Genomic DNA, 17,351 nt, shown 5'->3' on the forward strand with positions numbered 1-17,351 from the left:
CGGTCCGAGAGTTGGCCTGTCCCGCCGATGTCCGGGCATGTCCTGCAAATGCATTTGCCCCTTACCGATACCGTTAGGGACAGCGCAGTAGCTGCAGGGTCCAGCCATTCCGTGCGCCGGATCCTGTATATCGACCAAGGCAACAGTCGGTCCACCGTGCAGACGGTTGACCGATCATCGCGAACGTGGAGGAATGAATGAGCGCCTACCAGACCGTAGTCGTGGGAACCGATGGCTCTGAGTCGTCTTTCCTGGCCGTAGAGAAGGCTGCTTCCATCGCAGGAGACGCCGGCGCCAAACTGGTTATCGCGTGCGCATATTATCCGGCTGATCCCAAGGACATCAGCCATGACGCTGATGCGCTCGGTGACGAGGCGTATCAGATCACGGGCTCGGCGCCGACGTACGACATCCTGCGCACGGCAAGAGAGCGTGCTCACGCGGTGGGCGCCAAGGATGTCGTAGAGCGGGCGATAGTCGGTGAGCCGGTGGACTCGCTGTTGAGTCTGGTCGAAGAGGTCGAGGCGGGACTTCTGGTGGTCGGAAACCGTGGGCTCAACACTCTGACCGGGCGGCTCCTGGGGTCCGTTCCATCGGACGCGGCTCGCAAGTCCACGTCCGACGTTCTGATCGTGCATACGGTTCGCTGACGCACACTTTCGACCAGCTGTGGTGCGTCGCGGGGATCAGGTTTTAGGCGATCGAGTCTCTGCGGCGCACGGATGTCACGACCACGGTGTGGCTTCTGCAGGAACCAGATCGGACAGTACCTCGGGCAGCGGTCGGGTGTGAAGGACACCGAGGCGTTGTGTGGCGCGGGTCAGCGCGACGTAAAGGTCGTTCACCCCCCGCGGCGACTCGTCGAGGATGTCTTGAGGTTCTGCGATGAACACAGAATCGAACTCCAACCCCTTCGCATCTCGCACGGTGAGGACGCTGACGGTGTCGGACGCCAGATCGGCAAGTTCGGCGGCGAGTCCGCGACTGGCGATCAGAGCGGTCGTGCCCGGGTGATCCACGTGAGAGACGCACGTGCGCAGGGTATCTGTCATGAGGTCGGCAGAGACCTGTAAGGACCATGGCGACGATCCGGACTTTCGAACCGACCGCGGTACGGCCTGCTCCGGATCGATCGCGGTGAGCAGCCGCTGCGCCGGCGCCATGATCTCCGCCGGCGTGCGGTAGTTCACGGTGAGTTCGGTGAGTTTCCAACGGTTCGCCACATACGGTTCCAGAATTCGCTGCCACGAGGTCGTTCCGGCCGGATCACCCGTCTGTGCCGTGTCTCCGACAAGGGTCATCCAGTGATTCGGTATGCGGCGCATCAGCATTCGCCATGCCATTTCCGAGAGCTCTTGAGCCTCGTCGACGATGACGTGACCGTAGGTCCAGGTACGATCACCGGCCGCACGTTCCGCAGTGGTTCGATGCTGTCCTACATCGTGACGCTGCGCCAACTGGCTGGCGTCGATGAGGTCGTATGCCATCAGGATCTCGGGATCCAGCTCGTCTTCGAGATCCTGTGGCGCCGAACCGGTCAAGATGTCGAGTGCGCCCTGTGCGTCTGCGATCTGCGCCCTCCACTGTCGGCGAGCAAGTTCACGCTCGGCGGCATCGTCGACTCCGAGTAGTTCCGCAAGTTCGTCGAGAAGGGGCGCATCGGCGGCACTGAAGCCGCGAGTGGCGGGTCGATGCAGCAGCGCTCGGTGGGATTCGGTCAAGTTCGGTGCGGCGTCGGCCAGCCTCTTCGGTGAAGCCAACAACTCGGTGAGAACCTGCTGCGGCGACAATTCGGGCCAGAAGGAGTTGATTACCTCCATGATCTGCGGATCCTCGCGCATCTCGTCCCGAATATCGGCGATGTCGTCCCGGCTCAGCAGATTTCCACCGTCGACGACGTTGGCGCCCAGTGTGTCGGCGAGTTGCTGGGCCAGCGCATCGACGACCGCGGAGACGAATATCGGGCGAGCCAGGTTGTGCGGGCGCCGGGACGACCGCGCCCGACCCCGCGCGCGAGTGACGACCTTACGGTCCAGGGTGATCCGGTAGGAATCAAACGTGAGTTCGACGGGACGCGGCGGCACTTCCTGCCGATCCCGTACCGCCTTCTTCAGAACGTCCAGTATGTCTAGAGAACCCTTGATCTCGCTGGACTCCAGGCTGTCCTCGACCGTGGCACGGACACCGGGATAGAGGTTGCCGATCGTCGACAGCAGCACACCCGTCTCGCCGAGCGAGGGTAGTACCTGGCTGATGTAGTCGAGGAACTTCGCGTTTGGACCGATGATGAGTACGCCGGACTTCGCGAGTTGCCGGCGGTATGTGTACAGGAGGTATGCGGCACGGTGTAGGGCGACCGCAGTCTTGCCGGTGCCGGGGCCACCCTGTACTACCAGCACGCTCTTGTGTTCGGACCGGATGATGGCGTCCTGCTCACTCTGGATCGTCTCGACGATGTCGTGCATCTGGCCCGTTCGCGCGGCGTTCAGCGCTGCAAGCAATGCGCTCTCGCCCGCAACCCCGTCGGAACCTGTGACGGCGCCCGCGGCCTCCGCTGCCGCCAGATCCAGGTACTCGTCGTTGACCGCAGTCACGCGTCGACTCCGGGTGCGAATGTGCCGTCGACGCGAGACGCCGTCGGGGGCCGCGGGGGTGGCGAGGTAGAACGGGCGCGCAAGTGGTGCACGCCAATCGAGCAGCAGTGTCTCGTAATCGTTCTCCTCGTCGAGGATGCCGAGACGCCCGATGTAGCGGCTTTCTCCGTCGAGGTCGATCCGCCCGAAGCAGAGCCCGTTTTCGGCGGCGTCGTACTTGGCGAGATCTTCGGTGTAGAGCTGGTTGAAGGATTCCCGCTCGCTCCGAGCCTGGGGGGTCCCGCCGCTTTCGAGCAGCACACGGCTGAGCCTGGCCGCCGCGTACCGGCGAAGGGCATCGAGTCGGGCGTAGAGCATTGTCACGTATTGCTGCTCGAGCTCGCGCTCGTCATGCGACGTGTCCTCATCGGGCAAGGGGGCTCCTCGACTGGTTCTGCTGCAGATCCGATCGGCTGCAAAAGTGCCTGAACAGTCTAGTCGGCCGGAGGGGTCTACCGCCCGAGTCGCAGGTCGGCGATCGCTTCCAGTCGAGCAAGATCGCGTCGCGTGGTGGACCCGGACATCAGGTTCGCGGAAGACTGCGCGGCAGGCGCGCCCATCACTTACAAGAACACTCGGTCGGTTCGGCCCAGTGGCAAGTTGTGTGTCCGTGTTCTTCCCGTCACACGGGATTAAGCTTGACATCTGGGGCCTATTGTGCAGCCGATTTCCTCGGCACGGGCGAAGTGGAGCTTCGCGACCGTGTGACGCTGTTGACTTTGTCGGTGAGTCCCATCACATATGTCGACAGTTCATTTGCTCGGGATCCATACTCCCATAGCAAAAGTCGCCAGACGAAACTCGAGGACTTGGCAACTCCGGCAGCAGGTGTACTCTGCTGCGCACACGGAAATCGCCGATAACTTTGGAAGCGCCCAATGGGTACGGCGACTCAAGCGGCACCCGGTGTCTGCGTCGAGCGAAAGGCAACGAACGACAGTGGAACGTCAACGAGAGGCGTGGTCGGGACGGACCGTGTTCATCCTGGCCGCGATCGGCTCCGCCGTCGGTCTGGGTAACATCTGGAGGTTCCCGTACGTTGCCTACACGAACGGCGGCGGCGCCTTCATCGTCCCGTATCTTGTCGCGCTCCTGACCGCGGGAATTCCATTCCTGTTCCTGGACTATGCCCTCGGTCACAAGTTCCGGGGCTCACCGCCCTTGGCGTTCCGCCGGCTGCACAAGCGTGCCGAAGCCATTGGGTGGTGGCAGGTCGGCATCTCCTTCGTCATCGGTGTGTATTACGCCGTAATCGTCGCGTGGGCGATCCGGTACTTCTTCTTCTCATTCAATGAAGCATGGGGTGACGACCCGGGAACGTTCTTCTCGAGCGACTTCCTGAATCAGAACGGTGACGCGACGGTCTCATTCGACTTCGTCCCCGGCGTCGCATTCCCGCTGCTGGTGGTATGGGTTCTGACGTTGGTGGTGCTGGCATTCGGTGTGCAGAAGGGAATCGGCGCGTTGGCGCGGCTGTTCGTCCCGCTGCTGATCGTCATGTTCGGAATCCTTGTCGTACGTGCACTCTTCCTCCAGGGGGCAAGTACCGGACTCGATGCCTTCTTCCAGCCGAACTGGTCCGCTCTGTCCGACCCCACCGTGTGGATTGCCGCATACGGGCAGATCTTCTTCTCCTTGTCCGTTGCGTTCGGCATCATGCTCACGTACTCGTCCTATCTGGGACGTAAGACAGACCTCACCCGCTCCGGACTCGTGGTGGCCTTCTCGAACAGCAGCTTCGAGATTCTTGCCGGGATCGGCGTCTTCGCGACACTCGGATACATGGCAAGCCTCTCGGGGATCGCGGTCGACGAAGTGGTCGAGAGTGGAATCGGACTCGCGTTCATCGCGTTCCCGACGATCATCTCGTCGATGCCCGGCGGCCCTCTGTTCGGATTACTGTTCTTCGGAACCCTGGTGATCGCCGGCTTCACCTCGATGGTCAGCGTCCTCCAGGTTCCCGTTGCTTCCATAGCGGACAAGTTCGGAATCGGCCGTGTTCCAGCCGTCCTGAGCGTGGGCGGTGTCTCCGCGGCCATATCGCTGCTGCTCCTGCCGACCACCACCGGACTGAACATCCTGGACGTGCTGGACAGCTTCGCGAACAACATCGGGCTCGTCGGTGCGGCGCTGGTCGCGACCGTTGTGGTCGCCTGGGTGCTGCGGCGCCTGACCACCCTCGAAGATCACCTCAACTCGTTGTCGTCGTTCAAGCTCGGCATCGCATGGCGCCTGTTCATCGGCGTCATCACCCCGGCTGTGCTCACGTACATGTTGATCGACGAGACGATCGAACGCATACAGGACGGGTACGGTGGCCTTCCCGACGTGCTCGTCAATACCTTCGGTTGGGGTGCACAGATCCTGGTGATCGTCGCCGCAGTCCTGTTGTCGTTCACCCCGTGGCGGCGAAAAGAAGTAGAACTCGAACACGTCGAATCGGTAAAGGTTGGCGAGAAACAATGAGCGTATCCGCGATCGTGATGATGCTGGTTGCCTTCACGTTGATATGGGGTGGCTTGGTGGCGAGCATCGTGGGCCTGCAACGTCACCCCGACAACGAGCAGTAGAACGTCACAGAAGAGTTGCGGGTCGCCGGCATCCTTGTATCACTTGGAGTCGGGGCCCGCAACTGTATTTCCACAAGCTTCTCCAAGAGCCGATCCAGCTCGACACAGCGCATCCGACGCCGAAATGGTCTGCTGGGAGCAGAGTTTCAGGAATCTCGAGTTGCAACGAATGATGTTCGTGCGCTGGGCATTTCCCGCTTGCTTGCTCATCCACGCCAGCACACCCAGACAGTCGTTCCGCGGTGATCGAGCGCTCGGAGATGTTCAGCAGCGACAACTAGGTGGCGTTTTGCCATCGACCGATACTTGCAGCTCTCCCAGGTTTGGGGCGCGGTTGCGAACGACTGGTACGACGTCGTGACGGAACTTTCGGGAGTGGGGAACGGGCAGTGCAACATCCTCATAGTCCGCCCTCGTCGGTAAGCCGGATCCGATGTCACCTACTCATGCTGGAGGCTCGCCGACACCAGTCACTGATGATCGTTGAACTGTTGTCCCCCAACGATGTACGAGTTGTAGGCATGTCGGTTGTGCCCATCACATGGCAACGCTCTACTCATCGGGGGCAGTCGCGAAGGCATTGGCGAGGCGCTTCCGCGACGCCGTCCCGCTATTGACTTTGTCGGTGACTCGCACCACACTGTCGAAAGTCAATACGCACGGGATTCGTATTTTCACAGCGAAAGTCGCCAAGAGAAACTCGAGGTGGGACTCGATGTCGACGATCTCGACATCGAGACTCGGTCGGTGCTGCTGGGCACGAAAACGCCTGTAACTGGGCAACACTCAGTGGGCACGGCGACCCAACGGCAGCGGGGGTTGCGTCGAGCGAAAGGTGGCAGCAGCAGTGGAACATCATCGTGAGGCGTGGTCGGCAAGGACCGTGTTCATCCTGGCCGCGATCGGCTCCGCCGTCGGTGTGGGCAACATCTGGCGGTTCCCATACGTCGCCTACGAGAACGGCGGCGGCGCCTTCATCATCCCGTATCTCGTCGCGTTGCTGACGGCGGGAATTCCGTTTCTGTTCCTCGACTACGCCCTCGGCCACAAGTTCCGGGGCTCACCGCCGCTGGCGTTCCGCAGGCTGCACAAGCGTGCCGAAAGCATCGGCTGGTGGCAGGTCGGTATCTGTTTCGTCATCAGTACGTACTACGCGGTGATCGTCGCGTGGGCGATCCGGTACTTCTTCTTCTCGTTCTATGAGACCTGGGGTGACAACCCCGCGAACTTCTTCTCCAACGACTTCCTGCATCAGAGCAGTGAGGCAAATGTCGCATTCGACTTCGTCCCCGGCGTCGTACTTCCGTTGCTGGTGGTGTGGGTTCTGACGCTCGCGGTGCTGATATTCGGTGTGCAGAGTGGAATCGGATCGTTGGCGCGGCTGTTCGTCCCGCTGCTGATCGCCATGTTCGCGATCCTGGTCGTGCGCGCACTCTTTCTCCAAGGGGCAGGTACGGGACTCGACGCCTTCTTCCGGCCGAACTGGTCCGCGCTTTCCCACCCCACCGTGTGGATCGCCGCATACGCGCAGATCTTCTTCTCGTTGTCCGTAGCGTTCGGCATCATGCTCACGTATTCGTCCTATCTGGGACGCAAGACGGATCTCACCCACTCCGGGCTCGTGGTGGCGTTTTCGAACAGCAGTTTCGAAATCCTCGCCGGGATCGGTGTCTTCGCGACACTCGGCTATATGGCCAACATCTCGGGGGTCGCCGTCAACGAGGTGGTCAGCGATGGAATCGGACTAGCGTTCATCGCGTTCCCGGCGATCGTGTCGTCCATGCCCGGCGGTCCTCTCTTCGGAATCCTGTTCTTCGGAGCCCTGGTGCTTGCCGGTTTCACGTCGATGGTCAGCGTCGTCCAAGTTGTCGTCGCCGCCGTCGAGGACAAGTTCGACATCGGCCGCGTACCGGCTGTCCTCGGGGTGGGTGGGGCCTCGGCAGCGATATCGCTACTCTTTTTGCCGACCACCACAGGACTGAACATCCTGGACGTGCTGGACAACTTCGCAAGCAACATTGGAATCGTCGGAGTGGCGCTGGTCGCCATCGTGGTCATCGCCTGGGTGCTGCGGCGCCTGACCAACCTCGAAGACCACCTCAATTCGTTGTCGTCGTTGAAGCTCGGCTTCGCGTGGCGGCTGTTCCTCGGCGTCATCACCCCGGCTGTGCTGGCGTACATGTTGATCGACGAGACGATTGATCGCATACAGAACGGGTACGACGGCGTTCCCAGTGTCATCGTCAATACCTTCGGTTGGGGTGCGCAGATTCTGGTGATCGTCGCGGCAGTGCTGTTGTCGTTGACCCCGTGGCGGCGCACACACAAACTCGAACACTTCGAACGGGCAAGGGATGGCACAAAAGTATGAGTATGTCTGCGATCGTGATGATGCTGATAGCCCTCACAGTGATATGGGGTGGATTGGTGGCGACCATCGTGAGCCTGCACCGTCACCCCGACAAGGAGTAGTTGCGCGACACGGAAGGGCTACGAGCCGGAAAGCGACCTACCGTAGTTCGCCCACATTTACTGATCGCTGATCATGTAGCGGGTGGATCACCAACCGCGTTCACGCCACTCGTCCAGATGAGGACGCTCGACGCCGAGGGTGGTGTCGTCGCCGTGGCCGGGGTAGACCGCGGTGTCGTCCGGGAAACGCTCGAAGATCTTGGTTGTGACATCCCGGTAGAGCGAGTTGAACTCTTCCGCGTTTGTCGTCCGTCCAAGACCCCCGGGGAATAGCGAATCCCCGGTGAAGAGGTGAGTGCGGCCGCCGCCCGCTTCCGTGAGTGCGAGGGCGATCGAGCCGGGGGTGTGGCCGGCGAGGTGGATCACGTCGAATGCGATTTCACCGACGGTGAGTGTGTGTCCGTCCTCGAGGAAGCGGTCGGGTCTGACTGGCAGTGGACCGGAGTCGAGGGGGTGTGCCGCGGTGGTCACAAGGGTCGCTGCGGCGACGTCTGCGAGCGCCAACCAATGGTCGCCGTGCTGGTGTGTGGTAACGATCAGTTCGAGGGACGGGGCGTGCTCGTCGATCAGCTGAAGGATCCGTTGCGTCTCGTTGGCGGCGTCGATCAGGACGGATTTCCCAGTTGCGGAACAGACGATCAGGTACACGTTGTTGTCCATGGGGCCCACTGACATCTTCGTGATCGTCGCTCCTGGCACGCTACGGCGTTGCGGCGCGGAACCGGGGGAGACGTGGCCGGTGTAGGAGTCATCTATCACCATGTGCTGCTCGGTCATGTTGGGCAGGCTACCGTCGAATAGAGGCAGATGGGTGGCTGGGCGGATCTTCGTCCCGCAGAACGTGTCGGTGCCCCGGCTTAACATGGCTCGGTCAGGGGAACAGAGCATTCACAGGCATCCTCGGCCGTGGAACAAGTGAAGGGACATTCAGTGGCGGATCGCCTTGTCGTACGGGGTGCCCGTGAACACAATCTGCGAGGGATCGATCTCGATCTACCTCGCGACAGTCTTATCGTGTTCACCGGGTTGTCGGGCTCGGGTAAGTCGAGTCTCGCGTTCGATACGATCTTCGCCGAAGGTCAGCGACGCTACGTCGAGTCGCTCTCGGCGTACGCACGCCAGTTCCTCGGCCAGATGGACAAGCCCGACGTCGACTTCATCGAGGGGTTGTCACCAGCCGTCTCGATCGATCAGAAGTCGACCAATCGCAACCCGCGGTCGACGGTTGGGACGATCACTGAGGTCTACGACTACCTCCGGCTTCTGTATGCCAGGGCGGGTACCGCGCACTGCCCGGTGTGCGGTGAGCAGATTGCGCGGCAGACGCCGCAGCAGATCGTCGACCAGGTTCTCGACATGGAGGAAGGGGCTCGCTTCCAGGTACTTGCCCCGGTGGTGCGTACTCGCAAGGGAGAGTTCGTCGACCTGTTCGACCAACTCAACGTGCAGGGCTACTCGCGTGTGAGGGTCGACGGTGTAGTGCACCCGCTCACTGATCCGCCGAAGCTGAAGAAGCAGGAAAAACACGACATCGAGGTCGTCGTCGACCGCCTCACCGTCAAAGCGAGTTCGAAGCAGCGTCTCACTGATTCCGTGGAGACAGCGTTGCGGCTGGCGGAGGGCATCGTCGTTCTCGATTTCGTCGACCGAGAAGAGAATGCTCCAGATCGCGAACGTCGGTTCTCGGAGAAATTGGCCTGCCCCAACGGCCACGCGCTCTCCATCGATGACCTCGAGCCGCGTTCGTTCTCGTTCAACTCTCCATACGGCGCGTGCCCCGAGTGCACCGGCCTCGGAATCCGCAAGGAGGTCGACCCCGACCTCGTCGTTCCCGACCCGGAACTGTCGCTGAAGGACGGCGCGATCGCGCCCTGGTCCATGGGGCAGAGTTCCGAATACTTCGGCCGGTTGCTGTCCGGCCTCGGCGACATTCTCGGCTTCGATATGACCACGCCGTGGAACAAGATTCCGGCGAAGGCGCGCCGTGCGATCCTGGAGGGCAGCGAGGAACAAGTTCACGTCCAGTACAAGAATCGGTACGGGCGTACCCGTTCCTACTACGCGGAGTTCGAAGGCGTCATGCCCTTCCTTCACCGCCGTCTCGAGCAAACCGAGTCGGACCAGATGAAGGAACGCTACGACGGCTACATGCGTGACATCCCCTGTCCGGCATGTGGTGGTGCACGTCTGCGCCCGGAGATCTTGTCGGTGAGTATCTCGAGCGAGAAGTTCGGCAAGAAGTCGATCGCCGAGGTGTGCGAGCTGTCGATCTCCGATTGTGCGGACTTCCTGAACAGCCTCACTCTGGGTAGCCGCGAAGAGGCGATTGCAGGTCAGGTACTCAAGGAGGTTCAGTCCCGCCTCGGTTTCCTGCTCGACGTCGGCCTGGAGTACCTTTCACTCGCCCGTGCGGCCGGGACCCTCTCCGGTGGCGAGGCGCAGCGTATTCGTCTCGCCACCCAGATCGGTTCTGGTCTCGTGGGCGTCCTGTACGTACTGGACGAGCCGTCGATCGGTCTTCACCAGCGTGACAACCGCCGCCTCATCGAAACCCTCACGCGCCTACGCGATCTCGGAAATACGCTGATCGTCGTCGAACACGACGAGGACACCATCCGTACCTCGGACTGGGTGGTCGACATCGGGCCGCTCGCCGGCGAGCACGGAGGCGAAGTCGTCCACAGCGGTCCGTATCAGGAGCTACTCGACTGTGACGAGTCCTTGACGGGTGCCTATCTGGCGGGGCGCAGCCACATCGAGGTCCCCGCCATCCGTAGACCAGTCGAACGCAAACGGCAGGTCACGGTGGTCGGCGCCCGCGAACACAACCTCGGTGGCATCGACGTCAGCTTCCCGCTCGGGGTGCTCACGTCGGTCACCGGTGTGTCCGGATCCGGCAAGTCGACTCTCGTCAACGACATCCTCGCGACCGTCATGGCGAACAAGCTCAACGGTGCCCGTCAAGTTCCGGGCCGGCATACCCGCATCAACGGGCTCGACCAGTTGGACAAACTCGTGCGGGTAGACCAGTCGCCGATCGGCCGCACCCCCAGGTCCAATGCAGCCACCTACACCGGCGTATTCGACAAGATCCGAACGCTGTTCGCGGCCACCACGGAGGCGAAAGTCCGCGGATACCAGCCTGGTCGGTTCTCGTTCAATGTAAAAGGTGGCCGGTGTGAGGCTTGCTCCGGTGACGGCACACTGAAGATCGAGATGAACTTCTTGCCCGACGTGTATGTGCCCTGCGAGGTCTGCCACGGTGCGCGATACAACCGGGAAACTCTCGAAGTCCACTACAAAGGTAAGACCATCGCCGAGGTTCTCGACATGCCGATCGAGGACGCCGCCGCGTTCTTCGAGCCGATCACCTCCATTCACCGATACTTGAAAACCCTCGTGGAGGTTGGTCTCGGATACGTTCGGCTCGGCCAGCCCGCGCCCACGCTGTCCGGTGGTGAGGCGCAGCGCGTCAAACTCGCTGCCGAACTGCAGAAGCGGTCGACAGGACGCACCGTGTACATCCTGGACGAGCCCACGACGGGCTTGCACTTCGAGGACATTCGCAAGCTGCTCAAGGTCGTCAACGGACTGGTCGACAAGGGAAATACCGTCATCGTCATCGAGCACAACCTGGACGTGATCAAGACGTCGGACTGGATTATCGACATGGGTCCTGAGGGCGGATCCGGAGGCGGAACCGTTGTCGCGCAAGGCACACCCGAAGACGTAGCGCAGGTACCCGAGAGCTACACCGGCCGGTTCCTCGAGACCGTTCTCTCGGTTCCATCACCTGTTGTCACCAAGCCCAAACCAGCCCGTGCAGACGGCAGAGGGACTGCCTCGAAGAAGACTGCCGCGGCCGGGTCTCCAGCCCCGCGCAAGCGGGCACAGAGAAAGGCCGCGGCAGTCGGCTGAGCACGGGTCAGCAGGCGGCCCCATCGATCGCCGCCGTCAGGTCGGCGGGGCGGGACCACATCGGCCAGTGTCCGGTCGGAAGATCTACGTACTCGACCTTGGTCAGTCGTGACAGTTCGGCGACCATCGGGTGACCGGCTGCGGACATCTGCGCAATGGTGTCTGAGGGGAAGCTGGAGCAGACCACCGTTGACGGCACATCGAAGCGCCGTGGGTTAGTCAGTTCGAAGGCGTCGCGTGCCGGGCCCGCCGGCTGGGGGACAGCACGTGCTCGAAAAGCCGCGAGCATCGATTCGTCCAATCCTTCGAGGCTGCTCCCGTCGGCCTCGAGATCCGGCCAGTCGGGCAGCGGGATCTCCGACACCGAAGGATCGAGGTCTGGCCGTAGCGCGGCGCCGTTCTGCAGCGGACCGCTGTCGACGTACACGATCCCGTTGAGCTGGTTCGGCACCCGATCGCTCGCGCCATACGCGACCGGGCCGGCACCGCTGTGCGCGACTAGCAGTGTGCGCTCTCTGGCTGTCGTCGTGGAAATCACGTCGACGAGCGCGGAAATGTGATCCTCGAGACTGATTGTGCTGCGGTCGGATTCGGTCGAATCGAGTCCGGGGAGAGTTACTGCCGTGACTCGGTGGCCTCGATCGGCCAAGCCGGCGGCAACGGCGCCCCATGACCAGGCGCCCAGCCAGAATCCGGGTACGAGAATGATGTGCGTTCGAGTAGTGCTCTCTGTCATGGGAGTCAGTATCGAGCGGAGACGGTGACGCCTGGGTGTCACCGTTTTCGTCACAGTCGGATAACGAAACACGTGCCGCGCGAGTGGAAATTCGCGGTGCGCTTTGGGCAGACTGCGTGCATGGACCGTCCGGCACGACTGCACGCACTTTCCGAGGAGCTCCGCCGGGCAGGGACGCGCGGACGTACCTCAGAGCAATTGGCGGCGCAGTTCGAGGTGACCACACGGACGATCAAGCGCGATATCGCCGTTCTCCAGTCGTCGGGAGTAGCTATTCGATCCGCCGCGGGTCCGGGCGGCGGCTACGAAATCGTGGGAAACGCGACGCTTCCTCCCGTGAACTTCACACCGGCACAGGCGGTGTCGGTAGCGATTGCCCTCACGGTCTGTGGCGACGTGCCTTTCGCTCCTGAGGGCCGCGCTGCGCTGGCGAAGTTGCTCGACGTGATGGACTCGCAGTCGCGTGAGCGGGTCGCGAAACTGGGGGCGCGGGTGTGGATTCGGCAGGCAACCCGAGATACGAGCACCGGAGCGCGCATACGTGGTGTCGTGGAGGAGGCTCTCCAACGTGATGTGCTGGTGTCGCTTTGCTACGTCGACAAGGAGGGGCGGCGCACCGAACGCGTGGTCGAACCGCACCTTCTCGCGCACAGTTATGGTGCCTGGTTCGTTGTCGCTTGGTGCCGGACCCGCGACGGAGTCCGGTGGTTCCGACTCGACAGGGTGGCCGACGCCAGGATCACTCGCCGCACATTCGTGCCCCGCGATCCAGAACTCTTCGGTGAACCGCCGCCCGACGCACGGTCGGTGTTCGGCGCCTGAGCCCGGACTTGGGCCCGCAACCCGATCACCTCCGCCGACTTCTGCACAGCCTCGGGCTTCGCCGAATCGGTGCACCGGTCGATTCGACAAGCCGAATCAGTGCACTGGGCCGGTGTACTTCTCGCCGGGACCCTTGCCTGGCTCGTCCGGATACGCCGATGCTTCGCGAAACGCCCGTTGAAGAGCCTGAAGACCTTCACGGATCGGGCCTGCGTGTGGTCCGAGGTACTCGACGGAGGCGGTCACGAGACCGGCGAGGGCGGTGATGACGCGCCGGGCTTCGTCGAGGTCGAGGTGCGGACTGGACTGCGGGTCGGGGTGTGAGAGTCCGAGTTTCTCAGCGGCCGAACTCATGAGCATGACCGCTGCGCGGCTGATGACCTCGACGGCGGGAACGTCGGCGAGTTCCCGGACGTCGGTAATTGGGTCAGCGGCTGTGGGTGCGCCGCCATCCGGGGTGTCTTCGAGGTTCTCCTGCATGACCTAGAGGATTCCACTTGGAACTGCAGCGCGATGCTCCGGTATCGATTAGCTCGCGAAGTGCGCCGAATGATATTCTTGTCCTCACGACCGCCTTCGGATTATCGGGGGCAGCAAGTGGAGTCCGACTCCCACCTCTGCGCGGCAGGTGAAACTGCAGCTCAGCGGTCCGGTCGCTCGTTCCGCGGATTGTCGGTTCGAGTTCCTCGAGTTCGAGGAGACGAGGCATCGGCGTCAGCCGTGAGCTTCGTCTGATCGGTCGACATCGGGCCCCGCATGGTGAATTCATTCACTGCGGGGCTTTTTTGTTGGGGACCCGGGCGTCCGGGCTGCTGGCGGTCTCGAGACAAGACCGTTCAACCTAGGAGGCCCCATCAGCACTGAGACCCGCATCAACGATCGCATCCGAGTTCCCGAGGTTCGCCTCGTCGGGCCCGGAGGCGAACAGGTTGGCATTGTGCGTGTTGAAGATGCACTCCGCTTGGCCCTCGAGGCCGATCTCGACCTGGTCGAGGTGGCCCCCGATGCTCGTCCGCCGGTCTGCAAGATCATGGACTACGGCAAGTTCAAGTACGAGGCCGCGCAGAAGGCTCGTGAGTCGCGCAAGAACCAGCAACTCACAGTCATCAAGGAGCAGAAGCTCCGCCCCAAGATCGACGATCATGACTACGAGACCAAGAAGCGCAACGTCGTGCGCTTCCTCGAAGCAGGGTCGAAGGTCAAGGTCACGATCATGTTCCGCGGCCGTGAACAGTCGCGACCGGAGCTCGGGTTCCGACTGCTGCAGCGCCTGGGCGCTGATGTGGCGGACCTCGGGTTCGTGGAGACATCCGCGAAGCAGGACGGCCGAAACATGACGATGGTGCTCGCTCCGCACAAGGGTGCGAAGACTCGCGCGAAGGCGCAGGAAAGTGCCGCCGCGCGACCAGCGCAACGTGCTACGGAGGAAACCGGCGGCACGCCGGGCGAAGCACCGACCAGCTAGTCCGAATACACCAGCACGACCCGTATACAGAAGAACTGAGGACTCCATGCCAAAGTCGAAGACCCACAGTGGCACCGCGAAACGCTTCAAGGTGTCCGGTAGCGGAAAGATCCTGCGCCAGAAGGCCGGTCGCCGCCACCTGCTCGAGCACAAGCCCACGAAGGTGACCCGTCGCCTCGATGGTGTGGCTGTCGTGAGCAAGGCAGACACCCCTCGCGTCAAGCGCCTGCTCGGCATCTGAGTCGACACTCTTATTGACCACCCGGGGCGGCCCACCGCCCCTAGATTGACAGGATTCTTCAGTGGCACGCGTAAAGAGGGCGGTAAACGCCCACAAGAAGCGTCGTTCGATTCTCGAAGCCTCTAGCGGCTACCGCGGACAGCGTTCGCGCCTGTACCGCAAGGCCAAGGAACAGCAGCTCCACTCGCTGACTTACGCATACCGCGACCGCCGCGCGCGCAAGGGCGACTTCCGCAAGTTGTGGATCACGCGTATCAACGCCGCCGCAAGGGCGAACGACATCACGTACAACCGGCTGATCCAGGGTCTGCGTCTTGCCGAGATCGAGGTCGACCGAAAGAACCTTGCCGAGTTGGCTGTCTCTGACGCCGAAGCTTTCGCAGGCCTGGTCGCACTCGCGAAGGCTGCTCTCCCTGCGGACGTGAACGCTCCCGCCGGGGAAGCGGCCTGAGTCTGGCACCCAGGCCTGGCGAGCCCCGGCCCGTCGAGTCTCGGAAACGACCCGTGGAACCGCTCACCGAGCGCACACCGCGGGTCGTTTCCGCTGTCAAGCTGCTGCGAGCCGTGGAACGCCGAAAGCAAGGTCGGTTCCTGGTGGAGGGCGAGAACTCTGTTGTCGAGGCTCTCGAGACCTGTGCCGTGCACGATTTCTTCTATACCGAGGACGCGCAACGGCGGCATGGCGGGTTGATCGAGCGGGCGCATGCCGCTGGTGTTCGCACAGCGCTGGTGACGGATCGGGCGGCTCGGGTATTGAGTGACACCGTGACCCCTCCCGGTCTCGTTGCGGTCTGCGATCTGCTCGACGTCCCTCTGTCCGAAGTGGTCGGTTGCAAGTCGCGACTCCTCGCGGTGCCTGTTGCGGTGGCAGAACCGGGAAATGCGGGAACTGTCATCCGGGTCGCGGACGCGGTGGGCGCCGACGCCGCGATTCTCGCGGGAGACAGTGTCGATCCACATAATGGCAAGTGTGTTCGAGCCTCGGCTGGGAGTCTGTTTCACCTGCCGGTGGCACGTGAACGGAACACGGTGGCTGTGCTCGAGAGCATCAACGCGGCCGGAATCCAGTTGCTCGCGGCCGCGGCGAACGGCGAAGTCGACCTCGACGACGCCGACGAGTTGTTGAGTCGGCCGACAGCATGGCTGTTCGGGAACGAGGCTCACGGTCTCGACTCGGCCACCTTGGCACGTGCTGACCACCGCGTCCGAATTCCCATCCACGGTCGTGCCGAGAGTTTCAACATGGCCACCGCGGCGTCTATCTGCCTGTACTCGAGTGCGCGGGTGCAGAACCGCAGACAATCCGACAACTGAAGAGCAGAGAATCGGATCGCATAGGATTTGAGGCGAGCTGTTTCGGTTTCGTCGAGACTGCTGACTGAACCAACTTGAAGGAGTGGCACCGGCCGTGGCAAATAATGAGGGCGCTGCGTCCACGGGGGGCGATGGCACGGTCGACGTGAGCGTGCTCACCGAGGATGCGTTGACTGCTGCCGCGGAAAGCGCTGAGAAGGCGTTCGCTTCAGCAAACGATCTGGATGACTTGGCGCAGGCCAAGGTGGAGCACCTGGGCGACAAATCTCCGATCGCGCTGGCTCGCCGTGGGCTCGGTGCCCTTCCGGGGAAGGAAAGGGCCGAGCCGGGCAAACGCGTGAATGTCGCCCGCACGCGGATCAGCGCAGCCTTCGACGAGCGACGAGCCGTGCTGCTGGCCGAGCGCGACGCTGCCGTCCTGGTTGCCGAGGCGATCGATGTGACGCTGCCATCGCAGCGTCAGCCCGTCGGTGCCCGTCACCCGATCAGCGTCATCTCTGAGGAGGTCGCGGATGTATTCGTTGCAATGGGCTGGGAGGTAGCCGAGGGGCCCGAGGTCGAGACGGAGCAGTTCAATTTCGATGCTCTCAACTTCCTTCCCGACCATCCGGCACGGACGATGCAGGATACGTTCCATATTGCGCCCGAGAGCTCGCGGCAGGTGCTCCGCACCCACACGTCCCCGGTTCAGGTGCGCACGATGCTCTCGCGTGAACTGCCTATATATGTGGTGTGTCCCGGGCGCACTTTCCGCACCGACGAACTCGACGCAACACACACACCCGTCTTCTCGCAGGTGGAGGGACTCGCAGTCGACAAGGGCCTCACCATGGCCCACCTGCGCGGCACACTCGACGCATTCGCCCGCGCCTTGTTCGGCCCCGAGACCCGCACAAGGATGCGCCCGAACTACTTTCCGTTCACGGAACCGTCCGCAGAGGTCGACGTCTGGTTCCCGGACAAGAAGGGCGGCGCAGGCTGGGTCGAGTGGGGTGGATGCGGAATGGTCAATCCGAAGGTACTGCGCGCCTGCGGAATCGACCCTGAGGTCTACACCGGGTTCGCATTCGGTATGGGGCTCGAGCGCACGCTCCAGTTCCGCAACGGTATCCCGGACATGCGCGACATCGTCGAGGGTGACGTGCGATTCACGCTGCCCTTCGGTATTGAGGGCTGACCG

General features: G+C 62.5%; 16 protein-coding genes. 12 read left to right on the top strand and 4 right to left on the bottom strand.

Going from position 1 to position 17,351, the window contains the following annotated elements:
• Positions 1 to 197: 197 nt before the first annotated feature.
• Positions 198 to 650 carry a universal stress protein gene (locus tag AB0I57_RS19795; RefSeq protein WP_358339196.1) on the top strand — a complete coding sequence of 151 codons (453 nt, stop codon included), beginning with the start codon at positions 198 to 200 and terminating at the stop codon, positions 648 to 650.
• Positions 651 to 725: 75 nt separating this feature from the next.
• Here AB0I57_RS19795 and AB0I57_RS19800 read toward each other — a convergent pair whose 3' ends face one another.
• The gene (locus tag AB0I57_RS19800) at positions 726 to 3,008 is read right to left on the bottom strand and encodes an AAA family ATPase (RefSeq protein WP_358339198.1); all 2,283 of its coding nucleotides are present in this window, start codon (positions 3,006 to 3,008) and stop codon (positions 726 to 728) included.
• Positions 3,009 to 3,572: 564 nt separating this feature from the next.
• On the opposite strand from AB0I57_RS19800, the gene AB0I57_RS19805 reads away from it, so the two are divergent.
• The 4 genes from AB0I57_RS19805 (at position 3,573) to AB0I57_RS19820 (ending at position 7,675) form a co-directional block, all read left to right on the top strand.
• Positions 3,573 to 5,099 (top strand): sodium-dependent transporter, encoded by a 1,527-nt coding sequence (locus AB0I57_RS19805; protein ID WP_358339201.1) that lies wholly within the window; start codon positions 3,573 to 3,575, stop codon positions 5,097 to 5,099.
• Positions 5,096 to 5,203 carry a methionine/alanine import family NSS transporter small subunit gene (locus AB0I57_RS19810; protein WP_358339204.1) on the top strand — a complete coding sequence of 36 codons (108 nt, stop codon included), beginning with the start codon at positions 5,096 to 5,098 and terminating at the stop codon, positions 5,201 to 5,203. The genes AB0I57_RS19805 and AB0I57_RS19810 overlap by 4 nt, the downstream gene beginning before the upstream one ends.
• Before the next feature lie 847 nt (positions 5,204 to 6,050).
• A complete protein-coding gene (locus AB0I57_RS19815) occupies positions 6,051 to 7,574 on the top strand; it encodes a sodium-dependent transporter (RefSeq protein ID WP_358339206.1) in 1,524 nt (507 codons plus the stop codon).
• Positions 7,571 to 7,675, top strand: coding sequence for a methionine/alanine import family NSS transporter small subunit (locus AB0I57_RS19820; protein ID WP_358339209.1), 105 nt, complete (start codon positions 7,571 to 7,573; stop codon positions 7,673 to 7,675). Before AB0I57_RS19815 ends, AB0I57_RS19820 begins: the two co-directional genes overlap by 4 nt.
• 87 nt (positions 7,676 to 7,762) lie before the next feature.
• Here AB0I57_RS19820 and AB0I57_RS19825 read toward each other — a convergent pair whose 3' ends face one another.
• Entirely contained in the window at positions 7,763 to 8,452 is a 690-nt protein-coding gene (locus AB0I57_RS19825) for an MBL fold metallo-hydrolase (RefSeq protein WP_358339212.1), read from the bottom strand.
• 153 nt (positions 8,453 to 8,605) lie between these two features.
• Here AB0I57_RS19825 and uvrA point away from each other — a divergent pair, with 153 nt between their 5' ends.
• On the top strand, positions 8,606 to 11,593 hold the full coding sequence (uvrA, locus tag AB0I57_RS19830; RefSeq protein WP_358339215.1) for an excinuclease ABC subunit UvrA: 2,988 nt from the start codon (positions 8,606 to 8,608) through the stop codon (positions 11,591 to 11,593).
• A 7-nt stretch (positions 11,594 to 11,600) separates the two neighbouring features.
• On the opposite strand, the gene AB0I57_RS19835 is transcribed toward uvrA, so the two are convergent.
• Positions 11,601 to 12,338: an alpha/beta fold hydrolase gene (locus tag AB0I57_RS19835; protein ID WP_358339283.1), complete on the bottom strand. Its 738-nt coding sequence runs from the start codon at positions 12,336 to 12,338 to the stop codon at positions 11,601 to 11,603.
• A 111-nt stretch (positions 12,339 to 12,449) separates the two neighbouring features.
• On the opposite strand from AB0I57_RS19835, the gene AB0I57_RS19840 reads away from it, so the two are divergent.
• On the top strand, positions 12,450 to 13,151 hold the full coding sequence (locus tag AB0I57_RS19840; protein ID WP_358339218.1) for a WYL domain-containing protein: 702 nt from the start codon (positions 12,450 to 12,452) through the stop codon (positions 13,149 to 13,151).
• A gap of 96 nt (positions 13,152 to 13,247) precedes the next feature.
• Here the strand turns inward: AB0I57_RS19840 and AB0I57_RS19845 are convergent, their stop codons facing one another.
• The gene (locus AB0I57_RS19845; protein WP_358339221.1) at positions 13,248 to 13,631 is read right to left on the bottom strand and encodes a DUF1844 domain-containing protein; all 384 of its coding nucleotides are present in this window, start codon (positions 13,629 to 13,631) and stop codon (positions 13,248 to 13,250) included.
• 373 nt (positions 13,632 to 14,004) lie between these two features.
• Between AB0I57_RS19845 and infC the strand changes: the two genes are divergently transcribed.
• The 5 genes from infC (at position 14,005) to pheS (ending at position 17,348) form a co-directional block, all read left to right on the top strand.
• Positions 14,005 to 14,616, top strand: coding sequence for a translation initiation factor IF-3 (infC, locus tag AB0I57_RS19850; RefSeq protein WP_358339286.1), 612 nt, complete (start codon positions 14,005 to 14,007; stop codon positions 14,614 to 14,616).
• A gap of 46 nt (positions 14,617 to 14,662) precedes the next feature.
• Positions 14,663 to 14,857, top strand: a complete 195-nt coding sequence (gene rpmI, locus AB0I57_RS19855; RefSeq protein WP_358339224.1) for a 50S ribosomal protein L35 — start codon at positions 14,663 to 14,665, stop codon at positions 14,855 to 14,857.
• A gap of 61 nt (positions 14,858 to 14,918) precedes the next feature.
• Complete coding sequence (rplT, locus tag AB0I57_RS19860) at positions 14,919 to 15,308, top strand: 50S ribosomal protein L20 (RefSeq protein ID WP_358339227.1); 390 nt, start codon at positions 14,919 to 14,921, stop codon at positions 15,306 to 15,308.
• Between the two features lie 53 nt (positions 15,309 to 15,361).
• Positions 15,362 to 16,171, top strand: a complete 810-nt coding sequence (locus AB0I57_RS19865; RefSeq protein WP_358339230.1) for an RNA methyltransferase — start codon at positions 15,362 to 15,364, stop codon at positions 16,169 to 16,171.
• 94 nt (positions 16,172 to 16,265) lie between these two features.
• Positions 16,266 to 17,348, top strand: a complete 1,083-nt coding sequence (pheS, locus tag AB0I57_RS19870) for a phenylalanine--tRNA ligase subunit alpha (protein WP_358339233.1) — start codon at positions 16,266 to 16,268, stop codon at positions 17,346 to 17,348.
• Positions 17,349 to 17,351 lie beyond the last annotated feature (3 nt).

It is taken from the genome of Rhodococcus sp. NPDC049939 (assembly GCF_040656415.1).
Taxonomy (GTDB): domain Bacteria; phylum Actinomycetota; class Actinomycetes; order Mycobacteriales; family Mycobacteriaceae; genus Rhodococcus_F.